15 protein-coding genes are annotated in these 20,462 nt (G+C 63.7%); 1 reads left to right on the forward strand and 14 read right to left on the reverse strand.

Features of this window, described 5'->3' with window-relative positions; all coding sequences use genetic code 11:
• Window positions 1–45: 45 nt before the first annotated feature.
• The 9 genes from AB5S05_RS11755 to AB5S05_RS11795 are packed head-to-tail and all read right to left on the reverse strand — an operon-like array spanning window position 46 to window position 15,618.
• The gene (locus AB5S05_RS11755; RefSeq protein ID WP_369287709.1) at window positions 46–3,279 is read right to left on the reverse strand and encodes an EAL domain-containing protein; all 3,234 of its coding nucleotides are present in this window, start codon (window positions 3,277–3,279) and stop codon (window positions 46–48) included.
• Entirely contained in the window at window positions 3,276–3,734 is a 459-nt protein-coding gene (locus AB5S05_RS11760; protein WP_369287710.1) for a response regulator, read from the reverse strand. The genes AB5S05_RS11755 and AB5S05_RS11760 overlap by 4 nt, the downstream gene beginning before the upstream one ends.
• Before the next feature lie 12 nt (window positions 3,735–3,746).
• Window positions 3,747–8,423, reverse strand: coding sequence for a PAS domain S-box protein (locus AB5S05_RS11765; RefSeq protein ID WP_369287711.1), 4,677 nt, complete (start codon window positions 8,421–8,423; stop codon window positions 3,747–3,749).
• Window positions 8,420–10,651: an ATPase, T2SS/T4P/T4SS family gene (locus AB5S05_RS11770; RefSeq protein WP_369287712.1), complete on the reverse strand. Its 2,232-nt coding sequence runs from the start codon at window positions 10,649–10,651 to the stop codon at window positions 8,420–8,422. Before AB5S05_RS11770 ends, AB5S05_RS11765 begins: the two co-directional genes overlap by 4 nt.
• Before the next feature lie 9 nt (window positions 10,652–10,660).
• Window positions 10,661–11,788, reverse strand: coding sequence for a sensor histidine kinase (locus tag AB5S05_RS11775; protein ID WP_369287713.1), 1,128 nt, complete (start codon window positions 11,786–11,788; stop codon window positions 10,661–10,663).
• Complete coding sequence (locus AB5S05_RS11780) at window positions 11,781–12,449, reverse strand: GTP-binding protein (RefSeq protein WP_369287714.1); 669 nt, start codon at window positions 12,447–12,449, stop codon at window positions 11,781–11,783. The genes AB5S05_RS11775 and AB5S05_RS11780 overlap by 8 nt, the downstream gene beginning before the upstream one ends.
• Window positions 12,450–12,456: 7 nt before the next feature.
• On the reverse strand, window positions 12,457–12,984 hold the full coding sequence (locus AB5S05_RS11785) for a response regulator (RefSeq protein WP_369287715.1): 528 nt from the start codon (window positions 12,982–12,984) through the stop codon (window positions 12,457–12,459).
• Window positions 12,981–14,330 (reverse strand): response regulator c-di-GMP phosphodiesterase, NosR family, encoded by a 1,350-nt coding sequence (gene nosR, locus AB5S05_RS11790; protein WP_369287716.1) that lies wholly within the window; start codon window positions 14,328–14,330, stop codon window positions 12,981–12,983. Before nosR ends, AB5S05_RS11785 begins: the two co-directional genes overlap by 4 nt.
• Window positions 14,323–15,618 (reverse strand): ATP-binding protein, encoded by a 1,296-nt coding sequence (locus AB5S05_RS11795; protein WP_369287717.1) that lies wholly within the window; start codon window positions 15,616–15,618, stop codon window positions 14,323–14,325. Before AB5S05_RS11795 ends, nosR begins: the two co-directional genes overlap by 8 nt.
• A 176-nt stretch (window positions 15,619–15,794) precedes the next feature.
• Between AB5S05_RS11795 and AB5S05_RS11800 the strand changes: the two genes are divergently transcribed.
• Window positions 15,795–16,469: a DUF6901 family protein gene (locus AB5S05_RS11800; protein ID WP_369287718.1), complete on the forward strand. Its 675-nt coding sequence runs from the start codon at window positions 15,795–15,797 to the stop codon at window positions 16,467–16,469.
• Between the two features lie 15 nt (window positions 16,470–16,484).
• Here AB5S05_RS11800 and AB5S05_RS11805 read toward each other — a convergent pair whose 3' ends face one another.
• The 5 genes from AB5S05_RS11805 to ccoS form a co-directional block, all read right to left on the reverse strand.
• Entirely contained in the window at window positions 16,485–17,033 is a 549-nt protein-coding gene (locus tag AB5S05_RS11805; protein ID WP_369287719.1) for an adenine phosphoribosyltransferase, read from the reverse strand.
• 68 nt (window positions 17,034–17,101) lie between these two features.
• A complete protein-coding gene (gene fnr, locus AB5S05_RS11810) occupies window positions 17,102–17,836 on the reverse strand; it encodes a fumarate/nitrate reduction transcriptional regulator Fnr (protein ID WP_369287720.1) in 735 nt (244 codons plus the stop codon).
• Between the two features lie 205 nt (window positions 17,837–18,041).
• Window positions 18,042–19,424, reverse strand: a complete 1,383-nt coding sequence (gene hemN / locus AB5S05_RS11815; RefSeq protein WP_369287721.1) for an oxygen-independent coproporphyrinogen III oxidase — start codon at window positions 19,422–19,424, stop codon at window positions 18,042–18,044.
• Between the two features lie 113 nt (window positions 19,425–19,537).
• Window positions 19,538–20,221 (reverse strand): sulfite exporter TauE/SafE family protein, encoded by a 684-nt coding sequence (locus AB5S05_RS11820; RefSeq protein ID WP_369287722.1) that lies wholly within the window; start codon window positions 20,219–20,221, stop codon window positions 19,538–19,540.
• Window positions 20,214–20,432: a cbb3-type cytochrome oxidase assembly protein CcoS gene (gene ccoS / locus AB5S05_RS11825; protein WP_369287723.1), complete on the reverse strand. Its 219-nt coding sequence runs from the start codon at window positions 20,430–20,432 to the stop codon at window positions 20,214–20,216. The genes AB5S05_RS11820 and ccoS overlap by 8 nt, the downstream gene beginning before the upstream one ends.
• Between the last annotated feature and the right edge of the window lie 30 nt (window positions 20,433–20,462).

A 20,462-nucleotide genomic window follows, 5' to 3' on the forward strand; every position in this document is an offset into this window, starting at 1 on the left:
CGGCAATCGGGGGCGATTTACCAAGGTCGACGCCGGTTGGGCGCTTCAGGTTTCCTGTGTGTCCGCCAGAGGCGGGTTGTCTTCCTTCTGTTTGGCCAGGCTATGGTGCTGGAATGCCTGGGCGATGGTCGCCCGCAGCTGGGTGTCGTCCCAAGGCTTGGTCAGGAACTTGTAGATGGCGCCTTGGTTGATGGCGTCGGTCACCGACTTGAGGTCGGTATAGCCGGACAAGACGATGCGAATGGTATCCGGATAGAGGTCCTTGACCCGGCTGAAGAACTCGGTGCCGTTCATTTCCGGCATGCGCTGGTCCGACAGGATCACCTGCACGTCATGTTTGGCGAGCAGCGCGAAGGCGTCCTGGGCGTGGCTGGCGATGAGAATCTGGTAGCCGTCTCGGCGCAGAACCCGGGCCAGGGCACGCAGGATGTTCTCTTCATCGTCGAGCAGCAAGAGCGTCTGCGCGGCGCTTTCCGCAGTGGCGCCGGACAGTTGCATGTGGGCCTTGTCATGCTGCGCCCGAAGGAATTTTTCCAGCAGCGGCAGGGGCATGGGTTTGGCGAAATAGTAGCCTTGGAACTCGTCGCAATGGCTCTTTAGCAGAAAGGTGAACTGCGAGTCGGTTTCGACGCCTTCGGCAATCACCTTCAGCTTCAGGTGATGGGCCATGGAAATGATGCCCTGGGTGATGGCGGCGTCGTGGCTATTGCTGATGACATCCTGAACGAAGGAACGGTCAATCTTCACCTTGTCGATTGGCAGGCGCTTGAGGTAGTTGAGACTGGAAAAACCGGTGCCGAAGTCGTCGATGGCGATGCGTATCCCCAGGTCCTTCAGCGCATGCAAGGTGAACACGGCCCGTTCGGCGTTGTCGAGCAGCACGGTCTCGGTGATCTCCAGTTCCAGTAGTTCTGCAGGCAAGCCAGTCGCGGCGAGGGTATTACGCACGCTTTCGACGAAGTTGGTCCGCTGGAACTGCACGGGGGAGATGTTTACCGCCATCACCGCGCCATGGAAACCCTGGTCGATCAACCTGCGCCCCTGCTGGCAGGCGGTCTTCAGCACCCATTCGCTCAGCGGGATGATCTGCCCGGTATCCTCGGCCACGGGCACGAACTGCGCCGGCGGTATGAAGCCCTGCTCGGCATGCTGCCAGCGCAGCAGCGCCTCGTAGCCGGTGACCCGGCCGCTGCGTCCGTCGATCTGCGGCTGGTAGTAGAGCTGGAAGGCTTCGGCCTCGATCGCTTTCTGCAGTTCGTTGCGCAGGTTGACCCGTTCGCTGACCTTCTGGTTGAGGTCCTTGGTATACCACTGGTAGTTGTTACGACCCTGCTGCTTGGCCTTGTACATGGCCAGGTCGGCCTGCTGAATCAACAGCGTTGGGGGCTCTATGCTGCCATCGCTCAGGGTGATTCCGATGCTGGCCGTGAGGTGCAGCTCGATGTCGCAGACCTTGTAGGGTCGGGCGATATTCTCGATCAGCCGGTCGGCGACCAGCAGCACGTCCTCCTCGCGGGCCAGGTCTGGCAGGACGATGATGAATTCGTCACCACTCAGGCGCGCCACCGTGTCGCCAGGACGAACCTGCTGGTTCATGCGGTTGGCAACCTCCACCAGCAGCTGGTCTCCGACGCTGTGGCCCATGGTGTCGTTGATCGGTTTGAAGCCATCCAGGTCGATGAACATGACCGCCAGGCTGCGTTGGTAGCGCTGGCTGATCTGACAGCCCTGGCCCAGGCGATCTTCCAGCAGCGAGCGGTTGGGTAGGCCGGTCAGTACGTCATGGCTGGCGTTGTAGGCCAGCTTGGACTCGGTGCGCTTCTGCTCGGAAATGTCATTCAGCACGCCGATGAAATGGCTGATCTGGCCGCGCTCGTCGGGAACCGGCGCGATATACAGATCATTCCAGAAGGGGGTGCCATCCTTGCGGAAATTTCGCAGCACCACATGGGTGTCGCGCATTTCCTGCAGGCCGAGGCGAACCTCGGTAAGGCCGGGCTGGTCATTCTGGCCGTTCTGCAGGAAGCGACAGTTGCGTCCGATGGCTTGCGCGGCGCTGTACCCGGTGATGCGTTCGAACGCCGGGTTGACGTAGATGATTGGCAAGTCCGCGGCTTGCGCGTCGCAGATCAGGGTGCCGTTGTAGCTTGCATCGAGGCTGCGTTGCAGCAGGCGCAGCTGCTTCTGCGCCGCCTTGCGCTGACTGATGTCGCGCAGCGAAAGCAGGCGCACCGTCTGTCCATCCCACTCAGTCTTGGCGCACTGGACTTCGACGTCGATCGGCTCGCCATCGGTGCGCGGGATGGTCCACTCGAACAAACCGCTGTGCTGCTCGGGCAAATCGATCGCCTCCTGCTTCAGGTTCGCCAGCGAGCGATGGAACAGGCGCTCCGCCGCCGGGTTGGCATAGCGAACAGTGCCTTCGCCATCCACCACCAGCATCGCGTCGCGGTTATCGGTGAGCAGTTGGCGAAACGCCTGCTTTCTGCGCTCGATTTCCAGGCTGGTCCTGAGCTTGTCCGTGACGTCCAGGGCCAGAGCCAGATACGCCGGCAGGCCATTGAAGTCGAAGTCATGGACCTGAACCTCGACCAGGATCTCCCGCCCGCTTTTGTGGCGGTTGACCCAAATGCCCGCTTCCGGGGGAAGATTGTTCTTCTGCAAGTGCTCGTAGCGCTCGCGAAAGCGCTGTTGCTCCTGCGCATCACGCACATCAAGAAGGGTCATTGCCAGCAGCTCATCGCGCGAGTAGCCATACATCTCGACGACCGCCTGGTTGACCGCGAGAAACTTCAGCGTAGCCTTGTGGAATACATACATCGGCTCGGGATTGTTCTCGAACAGCACACGGTAGCGGGCCTCGCTGTCGGCCAGGGCTTGCATCGCCTGTGCGCGGCCGAGCGCGTACTGGATACTGCGCGCCAGTAGCTGGCTGTCGATCTGCCCCTTGACCAGGTAATCGGCGGCGCCCATTTCGATGGCGTTGGCATCGAGCTCATCGTTGCCCTGGCCGGTCAGCAGGATGATCGGCGTACGCACTTGCTGACGTTGCGCGTGGGCGATGAGCTCCAGCCCATCTTCGGCACCCAGGCGGAAGTCGATCAGCAGCAGGTCATAGTGCTGGCGATCGATGGCTTCGATGCCCAGGCCAAAATCACTGATCCAATCCAGCTCGCAGTGCAGATGCTGGGCTTTTTGCAGCAGTTCGCGGGTGATCAGGTAGTCGTCTTCGTCATCCTCGATCAGCAGCAGGCGCAGGGGACGCTTGAGGTTGCTCATAGGCTCCGGTGCTCGGCAGGTAGTTCGACGATATCCAGCCAGTAGTGGCCGAGGGTTTGCACCACCTCGAGCAGACCGCTGAAACTGACCGGCTTGGTGATATAGGAGTTCACCCCTTGCGCATAGCTGCGCCGGATGTCTTCTTCGTCTGCGGAGGTGGTCAGGACGACCACGGGTATGTCGCGCAGCTGGGGGTCGGCCTTGATCTCGACCAGTGCTTCGCGACCGTCTTTGCGCGGCATATTGAGGTCCAACAGGATCAGCCCGGGCAAAGGAAAGCGTTGCCGGTCGGCGAAGGGCGCTGTGCCTCGCAGATACGCCAGCAGCTCTTCACCGTTCTCGACGAAACCAAGCTTGCTGGCCAGGCGACTCACGCGGAAGGCCTCGCGGATCAGCATGCAGTCGTCTGGGTCGTCGTCGGCGACCAGAATATGGATTGATGTTGTGTCCAGCATGGCTGCACCTCCCTATACAGACCCCATGAAGACAATGCGAAACGTGCTGCCCTGGCCAGGACAACTGCTTGCATTAACGCGGGCGCCGTGGCGCTCGGCGATCTTCTTGACGATTGCCAGGCCGATTCCTGTACCCGGGTAGGCCTGAGGTCCATGCAGTCGTTGGAACGGGTTGAAAATGCGGTCGAGGTACTTTTCGTCGAAACCGATACCCTGGTCCGCCACGCAAAGCGTCCAACTGGTAAGTCCCTGTCGCTCAGCATAGACGCGAATCCGTGGCGGCTCCCCCTCGCGGCGGAACTTGATGGCGTTGCTCAGCAAGTTTTGCAGCAGTTGACGCAGCTGTGTGGGGTCACCATCGAGCGTCGGCAGGGCTTCTCGCTCGACCAGGGCGCCACTGTTTTCCAGGGAGACCTCCAGGTCCTGCAGGACCTCGTCGAGAATCCCTTCCAGGCTCAGCCGCTGAAAGGGCCGGCCGCGGCTGGTGACCCGCGAATAGGCCAGCAGGTCGCGTATCAACGACTGCATGCGTGCCGCCGCCGACTTCATGCGTCCAAGATAGTCCTGGCCCTGTGGATCGAGCCCGTCGGCGCGCGACAACAGACACTCGGAAAACGCCTGGATCTTGCGCAACGGCTCCTGCAGGTCGTGAGAGGCGACGAAGGCAAACTCCTGCAATTCGCGGTTGCTGCGTTCCAGTTCGCGCAGACTTTCCTGCAGCGCCTGCTCGGCCTGCTTGCGCGCATTGATGTTGCGGGCCGCGCAATAGATCACCTGCTCCTCGCCCATGGCGGCGCTCATCTGCAGCCAATGCGGCTGGCCCTGGATGTCGAGCGCGCGGAACTCGAGGTCCAGAAGGGGTTCGCCGGCGAGCAGACGCTGCATGCGTTCGGCCAGCAGGGGCCGGTCCTGCGGTTCGATCAGTGCCAGGTAGGGATGGCCGATCAGGCAGGCCTGGGGATAGCCCAGCTCATCTTGAAAGGTCGGGTTGACCTGCAGGAAGTCGCCTTCCAGGCTGATCATGCACAACATCTCCAGCGACAGGCTGAAGAATCTGTCGCGTTCACGCATGGCCTGGTCCGCTAGGCGTTGCGCGCTGATATCGCGAACGGCCACGACCCAGCCATCGTGCACGCTGCCGTCGAGCAATGGCGCGCTGTCGAAGGCCATGTAGAGACGCCCATGAGCGTTTTTCGGCAGGCAGAACTCGCCGCTGAGATTGTCGGGCTCGGCGCCTGGCAATGGCCAGTCGCCAAGCGGCAGAGGCAGGTACTCGGCCAGTGGCTGGCCGAGCAGCTGCTCGGTCGAGCGACCGATCAGCCGGGCAGCCGCCGGGTTGATGAAGCTCAGCAGGCCCTGATTGTCGATGGCCAGCAGGCCCTCGGCGGTGCTGTTGGCGATGGCCGACGTGAAGCTCAGCTGTGATTTCAGGCGCTTCTCTGCGGCCATCACCGCGTGCAGCAGACGGCTGTGTTCCAGCACCGCCACGGCCATCTGGGCGAACTGCTGGGCCACCGCGAGGTCGTCAGGATCGAACTCGCCCTGGGCCTTGTCCGATAGTTGCAGCAGGCCGAGCTTGTTGCCGGCCTGGTCCTTCAGCGGCACCGCCAGCCATCCCCGCCGCGGCGGTAGGGGGGCGCCTGCATGGTCGAGGTGCGACCACTGTGGGTGGCTTCTTAATTGCGCATCGGACAGCAGCAGCGGTTGGTCCAGTTGGTCCAGTAGCGGTGTAAAGGCGTCCTCCTCGAACACGGTCGCCCGCCAGGCCTGGTATTTGTCGGAGAGCGATAGGGCCCAGAGCGACTGCGATCCGCGTCCGTCCTGAACCAGGCTGACCAGTGCCTGGTGGGCGCCGATCAATGTCCTCAGGCGCTCGGCCATGAAATCCAGCAGGGACTGGTTGTCGAGCAGAGCGCTCATGGTGACCGCGGATTCGTTCAGGCCTCGCAGCAGCTCGGCCTGGTGCTCGGAGTGCTGCAGGGTCGCGCGCAAGGCGTGGGTCATGCGGTTGCGCTCGGCGATGTTCTTGGCCACCAGAAATACCCCGACGATCTGCTCGTCGACCATGATCGGCAGCCCGGTCACCTCCAGTTGCAGCTCATTGCCTTGGCGATCGTGGCAACGGGTCTCGAAGTGTTGCGCCTGGCCCTGGCAGGCAGCCTGGAAGTGGGCGTCGAGGCGGGGCTGCTGGTCGGTTGCGGCCAGCCTGGAAAAGTCCTCGCCGAGCAGTTCCTGCTCGCTGTACCCGAACAGCTGATAGCCGGCCCGGTTAACGCTTTGCAGCTTGCCGTCCAGACCCAGCGAGAACACCGGGTCGGGGCTCAAGCTGAACAGCGAACGGTAGCGCTGCCTGCTTTCCTGCAGGCGCAGGCGGTCCTTCTGGTGGGCGATGGCGATAGCCGCCAACTGGCCGACGGTGGCGATCAGCTGCAGCTGATCGTCATCGGGCTCCATGACCTGACGGTGGTAGATGGCCAGTGAACCCAGCGCCTCGTCCCTGTGCGATATCAGCGGGATCGACCAGCAGGCATGCAGGCCGTGGGCCAGGGCCGGCGCGCGATAGTCCTGCCAGAGTGGATCGCTGGCGATGTCGCTGACGACGACCATGCGCCGGCGATGCATCGCCGTCCCGCAGGAGCCGGCGTTCGCAGCGATGGGGATGCTGCTCAGGTGGCGCCTGTAGTCGTGGGGCAGGCGGGGGCCGGCCGCCAGATAGAGGTTCCGCCCCGGGCGGTCGACCAGCATCACCGAGCAAAGGGCTGCGGGCTCCCGGGCCTCGGCCAACTGGCAGATGCAGTCGAGGATCTGCTCCAGCGGCTGGTCGGTGGAAATCATGCTGAGAATGTCACGCTGGTCCTCGAGATAGGCCTCGTTCTGCACCAGCGGAGTGACGTCGTGCGCCACGGCGAACAGGCTGTGGTCGCTTGCCGACCAGGCTACCGACCAGAGAACGTAGACATCGCTGCCGTCCTTGCGTCGACAGCGGTGGCGCAGCGAGGGGCTGGCGTCGCCGGCGACTATGGCCTGCAGCTCGGCAGCCGCCTGCTGGCGTTCATCCGGGTGAACGAACTGCAGATAGGGGCGGGCGATCATCTCTTCGGGCAGGTAGCCGAATACCGTATGACTGGAGGGGCTGACCTGGCTGAAGAAACCCCGGGCATCGATCGAGCAGAGCACATCCAGCGAGCAGGTCATGATGTGTTGGTTCAGTGCCTGCAGTTGGGTCTGGCGCTGCAGGCTGGACGCCAGCTCATCGTTGAGTCGGTGCAGGTGGTCGCTGCGCTCGCGGGCCAGGCGGGTCAGGCGCAAGCTGAGCATGAGCAGGAAACCGAAGGTCTGACCGAAGAGCAATACCAGCGACGGCAGATAGCTCATGGCGACAAAGGGGCCGGCATCGTCGCGCTGGCTGGAAAGGCGCCACTGGTCGCCGTTGGGCAGGCGTAGCTGTAACTCGCCTATCGGGGTGGGTGCCGGCAGGGCCGGGTCTAGCCCTGGGCCGAACACCAGGCGCCTGCCCTCGAATACGCGCAGCAGCAAACCTGGCGGTTGGGTATTGAGCGAGGCTGCCACCATCGCCCCCACATCCAGCTCGGCGATCAACAGTCCGGCTGCAGATCCAGGCGCTTGGAGAGGCACGGCGAGCAGGGTGGCGGCGTTGTCACCCTGGTGCAGAAAGGTCGCGCTGTTCGTGGCACGCCCACTACGCTGGACCTGCTGCAGCCATTCTCGCTGACCCGGGTTGGCGAGAAACGCCTCCAGCCACTTATCGGCTTCTGGCCGGCGGGCGTTTATCCGGTAGGGCTGCAGGCGTGGGTCCAGCAGGCCGAGCAGTTGCAGGTCGCCGCTGGCGCCCAGGGCCTTGTCACTCTGCTCATCCCAGGCCTCCTCAGACGGTTGGTCAAGGGCCTGCCAGCTTTCGGCGATTTGCCGCAGCAGGGCCAGGCGCCCCGCCAGGGTGCGCTCGATGGCGAGTTGCGCCTGGGCCAGCGCCAGGCTGCTCTGGCGTACCAGTGATTCGGCGTTCTGGGCGCTGAGCACGTACCAGATCAGGGCCGTAAGCAAGGAGCCGAGGGCCCCGGCGACCAGGCTGGGGCTATCGAACAGCGGCTCGGCATGCTCCGGCTGGCGCGGCAATATCAACAGGGCGGCGCCGAGCGAGAGGGTAAACAGGCAGGCAATGACGGTGTTTTCCGGCTTGAAGGCCAGTTGCATGGCGGCGAGCGGCAACCAGTCGCCGGCCAACTGGGCCGGCAGGCCGACGCTCAGCATCAGCACGCCAAGGGCCTGGCACAAGCCCTTGCCCAGGCGCCGATGCCGACGGAGCTGCATGGCCACTGCCAGCAGGATGCTGCCCAGGGCCAAGGCGCTGCGCATAGGCGCTAGAGTCCCCAGGGCTGCGCGGCTCTCGGGCAGGTCCGCTGTCGATAGATTCAGGGCCAGGCTAGAACCACACAGGAGCACCACGGCGCCCGTGCAGGCCAGGTTGAAACGGCGCCAGCCCTTGGTGTTGGCGAGCAGGCACAGGCCGAGCAGGATGGCCGCGACCGCGCTGTCCGGCAGTAGTATCAGGGTATGGCGGCTGGGCTGCTCGAGCTGCAGGTAGCCGATCAGGCTGATGGCGCCCAGGGCCTGCAGGGCGAAGGCGAGTATATGCAGATAGGCCTGCATGGCCATCGACGCCAGGCTCATGGCAGATCCTGGGGACCCAGCAGGCGCAGCAGTTCTTCGGCAGTGGTCAGGCCCTGCCGCAGCTTGTCCCGGGCGTCGTCGAGCAGGGTGAGCATGCCCTGTTGGTGGGCCAGGTCCTGCAGCTGGGTGACCCCGACTCCCTGGATGATGGCGTCGCGCAGTGCGTCGTTCAGGGTCAGCACCTCATGGATACCGATGCGCCCCTTGTAGCCCTGGTGGCAGTGGCTGCAGCCACGACCGCGGTAGAAGCGCAACTCGGCAGCGGCAAAGTTCGCGCCCAGGCGCTTGAGCGCTTCCAGCGGCGGTTCGGCCTCTTCCCGGCAGTGCAGGCAGATGCGCCGGACCAGGCGCTGGGCGATGATCGCCTCCAGCGCCGAGGCCAGCACATAGGGTTTCAGGCCCAGGTCGAGCAGGCGGGCGATGGTGGCCACCGCCGAGTTGGTGTGCAGGGTGGAGAACACCAGGTGGCCGGTGAGGGCGGCGTGGAAGGCCACATCGGCGGTCTCCTCGTCGCGAATCTCGCCGAGCAGGATCACATCCGGGTCCTGGCGCAGGATGGCGCGCAGGATGTGGGCGAAGCTCAGGCCGATGCGCTCGCGCACCGGCACCTGGCCGGCCAGGTCGACGTGGAACTCCACCGGGTCCTCGATGGTGACGTAGTTCTTCTCCGAACTGGCCTCGTGCTGCAGCAGGGCATAGAGGGTGGTGGTCTTGCCGCTGCCGGTGGGGCCGGTGGCCAGGACGATTCCCTGCGGCTTGCTGACCACGTGCAGCAGCCGCTCGAGGTTGTGCGGCGACAGGCCGAGGTCCTCCAGTGTTTGCGCCGCCGACTGGCGTTCCAGAACGCGCATTACCACTTTTTCGCCATTGATGGTGGGCAGGGTGGAAATGCGCAGGTCGCAGATACGCATCGCCGTCTTCACCGTGATGCGGCCATCCTGCGGGCGTCGCCGCTCGGTGATGTCCAGTTCGGCCATCACCTTGATCCGCGAGACCACGGCCATCAGCAGGCTGCTCGGTACCTGGATCTTGTCCTGCAGCACGCCATCGATGCGATAGCGCACGATGACCTGCTTGGTTCGCGGGTGAATGTGAATGTCGCTGGCGCCCAGACGCAGGGCTTCGAGAATGATCGCATTGACCAGGCGGATGGCCGGTGGATCCTCGGAGCTGCCGAGCAGTTCCTCGAGGTTCTCGCTGTCATCCTCGTCGAGAATGATCTCGATGCCTTCATAAGGATCGCTGCTGCCGACCACGGTGGCGATGTCGGCCAGTTGCGCGTCGTTATCGCCGAACACTTCTTTCAATTTTGTCTGCATCTGCGTGGCCTCGCAGAGCAGCGGATGAATGCTGTAGCCGCAGACGAAGCCCAGCTCGTCGATCAGGCCCTGGTCCATCGGATCGGCCATGGCCAGGCGCAGGCGCTTGTTCACCACCCTCAGGGGCAGCACCAGCTGGCGGGTACAGACGGCCTGGGGAATCAGTGACAGCAAGGAGGCATCGACCTGGAATTCGCGCAGGTCGATTTCTTCGAACATCAGGTCGTCGTGCAGCAGCTGGTAGATCTTCTGGGTCGGCACCCAGTCGTGCTGCAGGAGTTGGCGCAGCACCGAGCTCTTGTGGACCTGCATCTCCTTGTGCAATTGCTGGATCTGCTGGGCGTTGAGCAGGTTCTTCTTGTGCAGCAGGATGGCCAGCTGGCTGCGATTGGTGACGCTGAGTTTGGACAGGGTTTCCAGGTCGCGGTGCTGCTTCTTGTTCTCCTGCTCCAGGGCGCGGTTGCGCCGCATCAGGTCGTGCTGCTCCAGGGCCAGGGCGATGGTCAGACGCAGGTCGTCGTCGTTCCAGGGCTTGAGGATGAAGCGGTAGACCGCCCCATCCTTGATCGAGCCAATGACCGCGCCGGTGTTGGCATGGCCGGTGAGCATGATGCGGATGGTGTCCGGCCATCGTTCGCGAATGCGCCGCAACAGTTCGCTGCCATTCATGCCAGGCATCATGAAGTCGCTGATGACCAGCTCGACCGCCTGGTTTTCCAGGATCTTCAGCGCCTCATTGGCATTGCGGGCGAAGTGCAGCTGGTAGTTCTCGCGCTGCAGCACGCGCCTGAGCGCGGCGAGGATATTGGCCTCGTCATCCACCAGCAGCAGGTGGTAGGGCGCCGGCGCGGCGCCTTCGCCTTCCTCGGCGGCGTCGCTGACGAACAGGGAGGCATAACGCTTGGCCATACTGGCTCCTTAGCTCAAGGCGAAGCGCAGGGTTGCCCGAGTGCCCAGGCCGACTTGGCTGCTGAGGCGTATCTCGCCCTGGTGCGCGGCGAGGATATCGCGCGTCACGCAGAGGCCGAGCCCCGTGCCGGAACCGACGTCACGGGTGGTGAAGAAGGGGTCGAAGACCCGGCCCAGGTTTTCTTCGCTAATGCCGCAGCCGTCGTCTTCGATGGTGATTTCCACGGCATGGCGCGTGTCGCGGCTGGTGACCCGTATGTGGCCGTCTTCGCCCACTGCCTTGAGCGCGTTGTCCAGCAGGTTATAGAAGGCCTGGGACAGCTTGGCCGGGAAACCCGCCAGCTTGGGCAACTCGCCGAGGTCGAGCTGGATGGCCTGCGCGCGCGGGGTTTCCGCCTGCAACAGGTGGCAGGTGCTGGTGAGCAGGGCGTTGAGGTCGCAGGGGACGAAGTCGGCCTGGTCGATGTTGGAGAAGGTCTTCAGGTCGGCGACTATGTTGGCGATACGCTGGCCGCCGGCCAGGGATTCGCTGAGCAAGGCGCGAAAGTCGTCCAGCAACAGGGTGGCGTCTGGGTCCCGGGCGAGCTTGCCGGCGACTTCGTCGAGATAGTCGCAGGCGACCCGCAGGTTGCTGCTGATAAAGCCCAGTGGATTGTTGATCTCATGTGCCACCCCGGCGGCCAGTTGGCCGATGGCACGCAGCCTGGCGCTGTCGTAGAGCTGGCGCTGGGTCTGTTCGACCAGCGCGACCTGAGCATCGACCCGTTCCTGCAGTTGCTCGGCAAGCGCCTTGTAGCGCATGCGCGAGGCGTGCAGGGCGCGGTTGCGGCTTTGCAGCTCGGCATAGCTGGCTGCCGTGGAGTCCAGGTGCAGGTTGGCTGCCAGGCGGTACTTGGCTACTTGCAGCAAAATGGTTTCGAGCAGGCGCGCCGCCGCCCGGCGGCGTTCGGCCGGGAGCTCGCCATGCAGCCAGCCAAGCGTCTCCAGGTTCAGCTCCACCGGCTCGGCATCCTCGCGCGGTGACTCACTGAGGGCCACGGACCCGCCGCCGAGCGCAGCGAGGAGCAGGCAGAGGCGCTCGCGCTGCTCGGCGGGCAGCAGGTCATCCAGTCGCGGGTCCTCCTCGAAACTAAGCATGGGGCGGCTCCTGGGCGGCGCTGAGCAGACGGATAAAGGTCTGCTCGTCGATGTCGTGGTCGCTGGCCAGGGCGAAGTCGTGGTTCAGCACCGGATACAGCCGCACCAGCAACTGGCGCAGGCTCTCCACCACGCCTTCACCTTGCAGGGCACTGGCCAGGCTGATGGGCGACCAGGGAGTGGCCGCCCAGCGCGCCTGCAGGGTAGCCTCGTCGATGATGTCGCTCAGGTCGCGCTTGTTGAATTGCACCACCAGCGGAAGCCGCTCGATGTCCATGCCCAGCTTCAGCAGGTTGTCGACCAGGTTGTCGAAGGCGGTGGCATTGTTTTCCTGCTGGTTAAGCTGCGAGTCAGCCACGAAGATCACCCCGTCGGCGCGCGCCAGCACGGCTTTGCGGGTGCTGTCGTGCTGTACCTGTCCCGGCACCGTGTAGAGCTTGAGGCGCAGGTCGAGCCCGCTGTGGCTGCGCAAACCGATTGGCAGAAGGTCGAAGAACAGGGTGCGATCGTCGCGGGTTTCCAGAACCATCAACTCTCCCTTGCGCTGTGGCGCAAGCAAGCTGTGCAGCTGCATCAGGTTGGTGGTCTTGCCGCTCAGGGCTGGCCCGTAGTAGACCACCTTGAGCTTCAGCGTGCGTTCATTCGCCAGGTAGTCCGCCATCGTCGGTTCAATCCAGGTCGTCGATCAGAACGGCGCCGTCTGCGTCGCGGATGACGCGGGTCAACCCCGGATTCTCCTGCTCCAGCCGCAGCAGCTCCTGCTGCTGGCGGTAAAGGGCCGTCTGCTGCCGGCGCAATTGGTCGATCAGGCGCTGGTTCTCGACGCGCAGCAGATAGAGGTCGACGGCCGCACTCAAGGCGGCTTCGAGCTCGTAGTCTTCCCAGGGTTTGGCGATGAAGCGATAGACCTCCGCCTGATTTATTGCCTGCATCATCGTCTGGCGGTCGCCATGGCCGGTGAGCAGCAGGCGCATGGCCTGGGGTTGGCGCTGCTTGGCAAACTGCAGGTAGGTGACGCCGTCCAGATGCGGCATCTTGAAATCGGAAACGATCACCGCGTACTCATGCTCGGTCAGTGCGCTCAAGGCCTCCTGAACGTCGCTGAAGGCATGCAGCTCCCACTGGTGGGAGCGCAGTGCTCGCTGCAGCGACTTGAGGATCTGCGGCTCATCGTCGAGCAATTGAATCTTGATCATGAACTCGTCTCCGTGGCGAGCGCGGCATCCTCGGCAGTCCGCACGAACAGGGTGTAGTGGCCTTCCTCGCTGGCCTCGAAGGCAATCAGCTTGTCGATCAGCAGGCGGGTCAGCGTCTTGCCCTCGTTGAGCAGGAGCATGCCGTTGTCGGCGTTCAGGTTGCGTGCGAGCACCATGCCCGGCTCGAGGCGGCGGGTATCCAGGGCGAGAATGCTCGGATCGGCCAGGGTGAGGTCCGGGGCCAACTCGGTACAGAGCTTGACGAAGCGTTCGCAAAGCTCGGGGTCATAGAGGCGCGCGCTGTACTTGGTGATCAGCAACAGGGCCTCGTCGCGGCTCAGCCGACGCTCGAGGATGATGCCGCGTTGTAATTCGATAAAGTCCACCGCCAGCTTCAGCAGGCGTGAGCCGAAGGGGATGGCCTCGCCCTTGAGTCGGTCCGGGAAGCCGCTGCCGTCCCAGCGCTCCTGGTGATGACGAATCAGGCGCGCGGCGTCCTGCAATGGCTCCAGAGCCATCAGCAGGTTTTCGCCTTGACCGGGATACTGCCGATAGCGATCGCGTTCCTGCTTGTACAGCAGGTCTGAGGGACGATTGAGCAGCTGGTCATCCCAGGTCAGCTTGCCGACGTTGTAGAGCGCCGCGGCCATGGCCAGGTCGCGGCAGGGCCCTTCGCCAAGGCCGTGCTGCTCGGCGTAGGCGCGGACCAGGGCGATGACCTGGGTATTGGTCTGCTTGTCGCGGGGGATGCGCTGGTTGACCAGACTGGAGAACACCTCGGTGGCGGTCACATAGCTGCGCTTGAGCTCCTCGTACGCCAGGTCGAGCATGTCGGCCGTCTGTTCCAGCTCGGCAGTGCGCGCCTTGACCCGCTGCTCCAGGGTTTCGTTGAGTTCCTGCAGGCGCTGGTTCTGCTCACGGGTAAGTGCTTCCAGGCGCAAGCGTTCGCGCTCCGAATGCTGGAAGGCCAGGGCCTGGCGCAGGACCAGGCGCAGTTCTTCATCCTCCCAGGGCTTGCTGATATAGCGGTAGATCTGTCCCTGGTTGATGGCACGAATGGTGGTGTTGATGTCGGCGTAGCCGGTGAGCAGGATGCGTATGCTCTCGGGCCAATGCTTCTGTACTTCTGCCAGCAGGGTCGCGCCGTCCATGCCGGGCATGCGGGCGTCGGAGATGATCAGGTCGACCGGCTGCTCACGCAGCATCTGCAGGGCCTGTTCGCCGCCGCTGGCGATCCGAACGCTATAGGGCTCAGTCCTGAGCACGCGGCGCAGGCTGCTGAGAATGTTTTCCTCGTCGTCCACCAGCAGGATGCTGGCGGTCGGTGTTGGGCGCAGTTCACTCATCTGGTCTCGACTCTTCCTGACAACTCTGCGGGCTGGCTTGACGGAGCGGAAGCCAGACGCGAAAGCGCGTGCCCTGACCGCGTTCGCTGAATACTTCGATACGGCCGCCGTGTTTGCGCACGATGTTGTACGACAGTGACAACCCTAGCCCCGTGCCCTGGCCCACCGGCTTGGTGGTGAAGAAGGGCTCGTAGATACGGGTGAGCAGGTGCGGCTCTATGCCCCGGCCCGAGTCTTCGACCTCCAGCCAGACCCAGTCGGTCTGCTGGCCGCTGCGCAGGGTGATGCGACCGAAGTCGTCGATGGCGTGGGCGGCATTGACCAGCAGGTTCATCATCACCTGATTGATCTGCGAGGGTATGCATTCTATTTCCGGCAGTTCGCCGTAGTCCTTGAGCACCTCGGCCTTGTACTTGAGCTCGTTGTTGACCACGTTCAGGGTGCTGTCCAGGCCTCGGTGCAGGTCGGCGAGGCGAAACTCTTCGTCATCGGTGTGGGAGAAATCCTTGAGTGAAGTGATGATCTTCTTCACCCGGTCGATGCCGTCCTCGGACTCCGCAATCAGTGCCTCGACATCGCCGCGAATGTAGTCGTACTCCAACTGGTGCTTGAGTCGGCGCAGTTCCTCCAGGCTCGCCGCCTGGTCGATGGCGTCGATGATCCGTACCAGGTCGTGGACGTAACCGGCGAGGGTCTTGAGGTTGGAGAACACGTAGCCGATCGGATTGTTGATCTCGTGCGCGACGCCGGCAGCGAGTTGGCCGATGGCCGCCAGCTTCTCGGACTGCAGTAGCTGCGCATTGGCTTTCTCCAGTTTCTGGATCAATTGCTCCTGCTCGATCTGCTTATGGCACAAGGCCTTCAGCGCGGCATCCAGATGACTGTTGGTGCTGCTGAGCTCACGGGTGTTATAGAGCAGCAGGCCGAAGCAGGGCCGATCGCTATCGTCGGTGAAGGGGAAGAACAAGGCGTTCTGCAGCCGTGGGGGGACCGGTTCGCCGAAGCGGTTATACGGCAGATTCAGCAGGTTGGGACTCTCGCGCCACTCGTTGTAAGCATGCTCGCCCTGGTCGCGGGCTCGAGCCAGCATTTGGCTCAACTGCGGCGTGTCGGCTTCAGGAAAAACCTGGGTCAACTCCAGGCTCAGCGCCTGGCGCAACGGCTTGCCGCTGCACTGAGTGATGTAGTCATTCCAGTACTGAATGCGCAGCCGCTCGTCGAGCACGATCACCCCGCATTCGACTTGCTCGACAAGAGCGTGGGCCAGTTCTTTCTGGCGGCTGTCCATGGCTAGCTCCGTTCCAGGGGATAAGCGCTTCTTGGCTGACTAAGGACCCTTTTATCACCTAGAGTATCGACTAGAAAATGGCGTCTGAACTGTGGCGTTACGGAAATTTAGCGCCACACTGGTTTTATCATCATTTGCGCTCAGGTTAGTCCATGGTGCACGCGACGGCGGATGTCTTGCTCATTGAATATCACTTCGAGTTTGCCGATGGTCGTCACTGGCAACATCGAATAGACCCGGCTGGCAGCTTGGTCGAATCGGACGAAGAGTTGCCCGAATGGACGCGTCTGGGGTTTCGTCAGTGCGATCACTGCCCGCTGCGCGAACCGGAAACGGCGCATTGCCCGTTCGCGGTGGCGCTGGTGAAACCGGTCGAGGTCCTGGCGCAACTGCCTTCCTACGAGCAGGTGCAGGTGCGGGTCTTGTGGCGTGGCCGTGACATTCGCCAGCGCACCTCGCTGCAGCGTGCCTTCGGTTCGTTGCTTGGCGCCCTGGGGGCGACGTCCGGCTGCCCGCATACGCGGATGCTCCAGGCCATGGCCTGGTTCCACCTGCCCTTCAGTGGCTCGGACGAAACACTCTATCGCGTGCTGGGCACACATCTGCTCGGCCAGTACCTGCGTCAGCAGCGAGGCCTGCCTGCCGACTGGGCTCTGGACTCGCTGCGCGAACTCTACCGCAACCTGCGCCAGGTCAATCTGGGCATGACCGAGCGGCTGCGCGCCGCGGCTGTCGAGGACTCCGGGCCCAACGGGATGATTCTGCTCGACCTGCTGGCAGCCGATACCCTGTACTTGCTGGACCAGTACGAGGGCGAACTGGATCGCTTCTTCGAGGCGTTCTTCGAGTAGCCAGGGCGCCGACCGCTAGTATTCGTCGAGGGCGAAGGCGGTCAAGGTAAAGGTCGCAATGCCGATGTCCTGCAGCCGCTGTGAGCCGCCCAGGTCGGCCAGATCGATGATCGCCGCGGCCTCATAGATGCTGGCGCCCATTCGCCGCACCAGCTGCGCGGCGGCCAGCAGGGTGCCGCCGGTGGCGATCAGGTCATCGAAGATCAGTATCTTGTCGCCTTCGCAGAGGCTGTCCGCCTGGACTTGCAGCTGGCTCTGGCCGTACTCGGTCTGGTAGCCTTCGCTGAGCACTTCACCCGGCAGCTTGCCCTCCTTGCGAAACAGAATCAGTGGCTTGTTCAGTTCATAGGCGATGATCGAGCCAATCAGGAAACCCCGTGCATCGACGGCGCCGACATGGCTGAAATCGGCCTCGACATAGCGCTGAATGAAGCTGTCGGCGACCATGCGCAAGGCACGCGGCGACTGCAGCAGCGGGGTGATGTCGCGAAAGGTGACCCCGGCTTTGGGGAAGTTGGGAACGCGCTGGATCAGGGTCTTGATCGTGAATTCGTCGAATATCATCGCGAGACTCCTCGACTTGCCTGGCGAAGTTGCCGCTCAACAACAGTCTAGCCGGCCAGACGCCCCCGTCAGTTGTCGAGATTGCCGCCGGCCAGGGCGCACAGTTCGATGGGGTCGAGGATATGCACCGACTTGCCTTCGGCCTCGAGCAGCTGGTTCTGTTGAAAGCGGGTGAACACGCGCGACACGGTTTCGACGGCCAGCCCCAGGTAATTGCCGATCTCGTTGCGCGACATGGCCAGGCGGAACTGGTTGGCCGAGAAGCCGCGGGCGCGGAAGCGCGCCGAGAGGTTGACCAGGAAGGTGGCGATGCGCTCATCGGCGGTCTTCTTCGACAGCAGCATCATCATCTGCTGGTCGTCGCGAATCTCCCGACTCATCACCCGCATCAGCTGGCGACGCAGCTGTGGCAACTGCACGGAGAGCTCATCGAGTCGCTCGAAGGGGATTTCGCAGACCGAGGTGGTTTCCAGGGCCTGGGCGGAAACCGGGTAGGCCTCGGTATCCATGCCGGACAGGCCGACCAGTTCGCTGGGCAGGTGGAACCCGGTGATCTGTTCTTCGCCGGCATCGCTGAGGCTGAAGGTCTTGAGTGCGCCCGAGCGGACCGCGAACACCGAGTCGAATGCATCGCCCTGACGAAACAGGAACTCGCCCTTCTTCAGCGGCCGGCCGCGCTTGACGATCTGATCCAGGGCGTCCATGTCTTCCATGTTCAACGAAAGCGGCAGGCACAGACTGGCCAGGCTGCAATCCTTGCAATGGGCTTGATGGGTCATGGGCAGCTTGATGCTTTCGGACATCGGTGTTGATTCCCAGGTAGAACACACAGTGGCCGTAAGGGTACAGCAGCCTTGCGCTCTCAGCCAGTCGACGAAAGCCTGACCAAGGCGTCAGGCCATGTCCATCGGTCGGACGCCTTGGCACGCTGTTGGTGCGCCGGGAACGGTCCGGTGGGCGCGGCACTTGGTCGCGAATTCGCTTTGGCCTCTGCGGTGGCTGGAGGCGCTAGATCACCTGGGAGAAACGCTGCTGACCGTGCTGGTGCAGATAACGATCGAACACCATGCATAGCGCACGGACCAGCAGGCGGCCGGCCGGCTGAACCACGATCGCCTGGTTGTCGAGGCCGATCAGGCCGTCGCGGGCCATCTGCTGCAGTTGTGGCCAGGCGGCCGAAAAATAGTGGCGGAAGTCGATGCCGTGGTCGCGCTCGATATCGGCGAAGCGCAGGCTGAAGTCGCAGATCAGCCGCTGGATCACCGCGCGGCGTAACCTGTCGTCGCCGTTGCAGTGCAGTCCTCGCTGGGTGGCGAGCTGGCCGCTGCTCAGGTGCTGCTGGTAGTCGGCCAGGTCGCTGCTGTTCTGGCAGTAGAGGTCGCCGACCTGGCTGATGGCCGAGACACCCAGGCCGATCAGGTCGCAATGGCCATGGGTGGTGTAGCCCTGGAAGTTGCGTTGCAGACTACCGTCCTCCTGGGCGATGGCCAGGTCGTCATCGGCCAGGGCGAAGTGATCCATGCCGATATGCCGGTACCCGGCGGCGCGCAATTGCTCGATGCTGTTGTGCAGGATCGTCAGCTTGTCACCTGGGCTGGGCAGGTCACCGCGCTCTATGCGCCGCTGCGGCATGAAGCGCTCGGGTAGATGGGCGTAGTTGAACAGCGACAGACGATCGGGCTGCAGGGCGATGACCTCACTCAGGGTCGTGGCGAAGCTGGCCGGCGTCTGCAAGGGCAGGCCGTAGATCAGGTCGATATTCACCGAGCGAAATTGCAGGGTATGCGCGGCCTCGACGATGGCGCGGGTTTCCTCCAGGCTTTGCAGGCGATTGACCGCGCGCTGGACGGCCGGATCGAGATCCTGGACACCGATGCTGATGCGGTTGAAACCCAGCTCGCGGAGCAGACCCATGGTCGACCAGTCGGCTTCGCGCGGATCGATTTCGATGCTGTAGTCGCCGGAATCGTCATCCAGCAGGCTGAAGTGTTCGCGGAGCTGGCCCATCAGCTGGCGCAATTCGTCATGGCTGAGAAAGGTCGGCGTGCCGCCGCCGAAGTGCAGTTGCTCGATCGTCTGGCTGCGGTCTAGGTGACGACCGACGATGGCGATTTCGTGCCCCAACTCGCGCAGGTAGGCCTGGGCACGGCCGCGATCCTTGGTGATGACCTTGTTGCAGGCGCAGTAGTAACAGACATGGGCGCAGAAAGGCACGTGCAGGTACAGAGAAATGGGCCGTTGGGCCTGGCGACTGTCGCGCAGCGCATGCAGCAGGTCGAATGGACCTATGCCACTGTGGAACTGGGCCGCGGTGGGGTAGGACGTGTAACGCGGTCCGGCCTGATCGTAGCGGCGGATCAGGTCGGTATCCCAGTGGATGGCGTCGAGCATGCGAACAGGTTCCGGCAAAGGCAGTACCGGGGAGTCTAGGGAGATGCGCCGCGAGCGGTTTTGACCTGAGTCAAGGTGCCGCGGCTGTGGCGCCAAGCCCGCCTGGCCGCATACTAGTGCCCCATCAGCCAGTGCTGGTGCGGGCCGGGCAGGGTCCACAGGCCGAACAGGATCACCAGCAGACCGCCCGCCGTGCGCACCCCGCGTTTGCGTAGCAGGGCGATCATGCGCTCGGCGGCCATGCCGGTGGCGAGCAGGACCGGCAGTGTGCCCAGGCCGAATGCCAGCATCAGGGCGGCGCTGTCGAGGGCATCGCCCTGGCTGGCCGACCAGAGCAGGGTGCTGTAGACCAGGCCACAGGGCAGCCAGCCCCAGAGGCCGCCGAGTACCAGTGCCTTGCCGGCATGGTCGACCGGCATGAATCGCCGGGTCAGCGGCTGAATATGTCGCCACAAGCCCTGACCGAGGGCTTCGACTCGGGTCAGGCCACTCCACCAGCCGGCCAGGTAAAGGCCCATGCTGATCAGCAGCAATGCGGCGGCGACGCGCAGTACCAAGGCCGCCGGACTGCTGGCCAGGGCCCAGCCGGCCAGGCCGAGCAGCAGGCCGGCGACGCCGTAGCTGAGGATCCGCCCCAGGTTGTAGGCGAGCAGCAGGCGCAGGCGCTGCGCCCGCTGTTCCGGTGCGATAGCCAGGGTCAGGGCCCCCATCAGGCCGCCACACATGCCCAGGCAATGACCGCCGCCCAGCAGGCCGAGAATCAGCGCCGAGACCAGTTGGGGCGCCAGTTCAGTCACGCGGCGGCTCCTTGGTGTCCGCCGCCTCGCCGGGCTCTTGCACCTGATCGACGCCGGCCTTGTGCATGGGGTCCTCGTCGTCGAGCAGGATGCTGTGGGCGGGGCCGTCGAGGTCGTCGTACTGGCCGCTGTCGACTGCCCAGAAGAACAGCCAGATCGCGAATGCGACCAGTACCAGGGCCACGGGGATCAGAATGTACAGCGCTGGCATGGGGTCTCCGAATGCGATAAGGCGTAGGGT

The sequence above is a fragment of the Pseudomonas zhanjiangensis genome (assembly GCF_041027545.1).
GTDB classification, from domain to species: Bacteria; Pseudomonadota; Gammaproteobacteria; order Pseudomonadales; family Pseudomonadaceae; genus Aquipseudomonas; species Aquipseudomonas zhanjiangensis.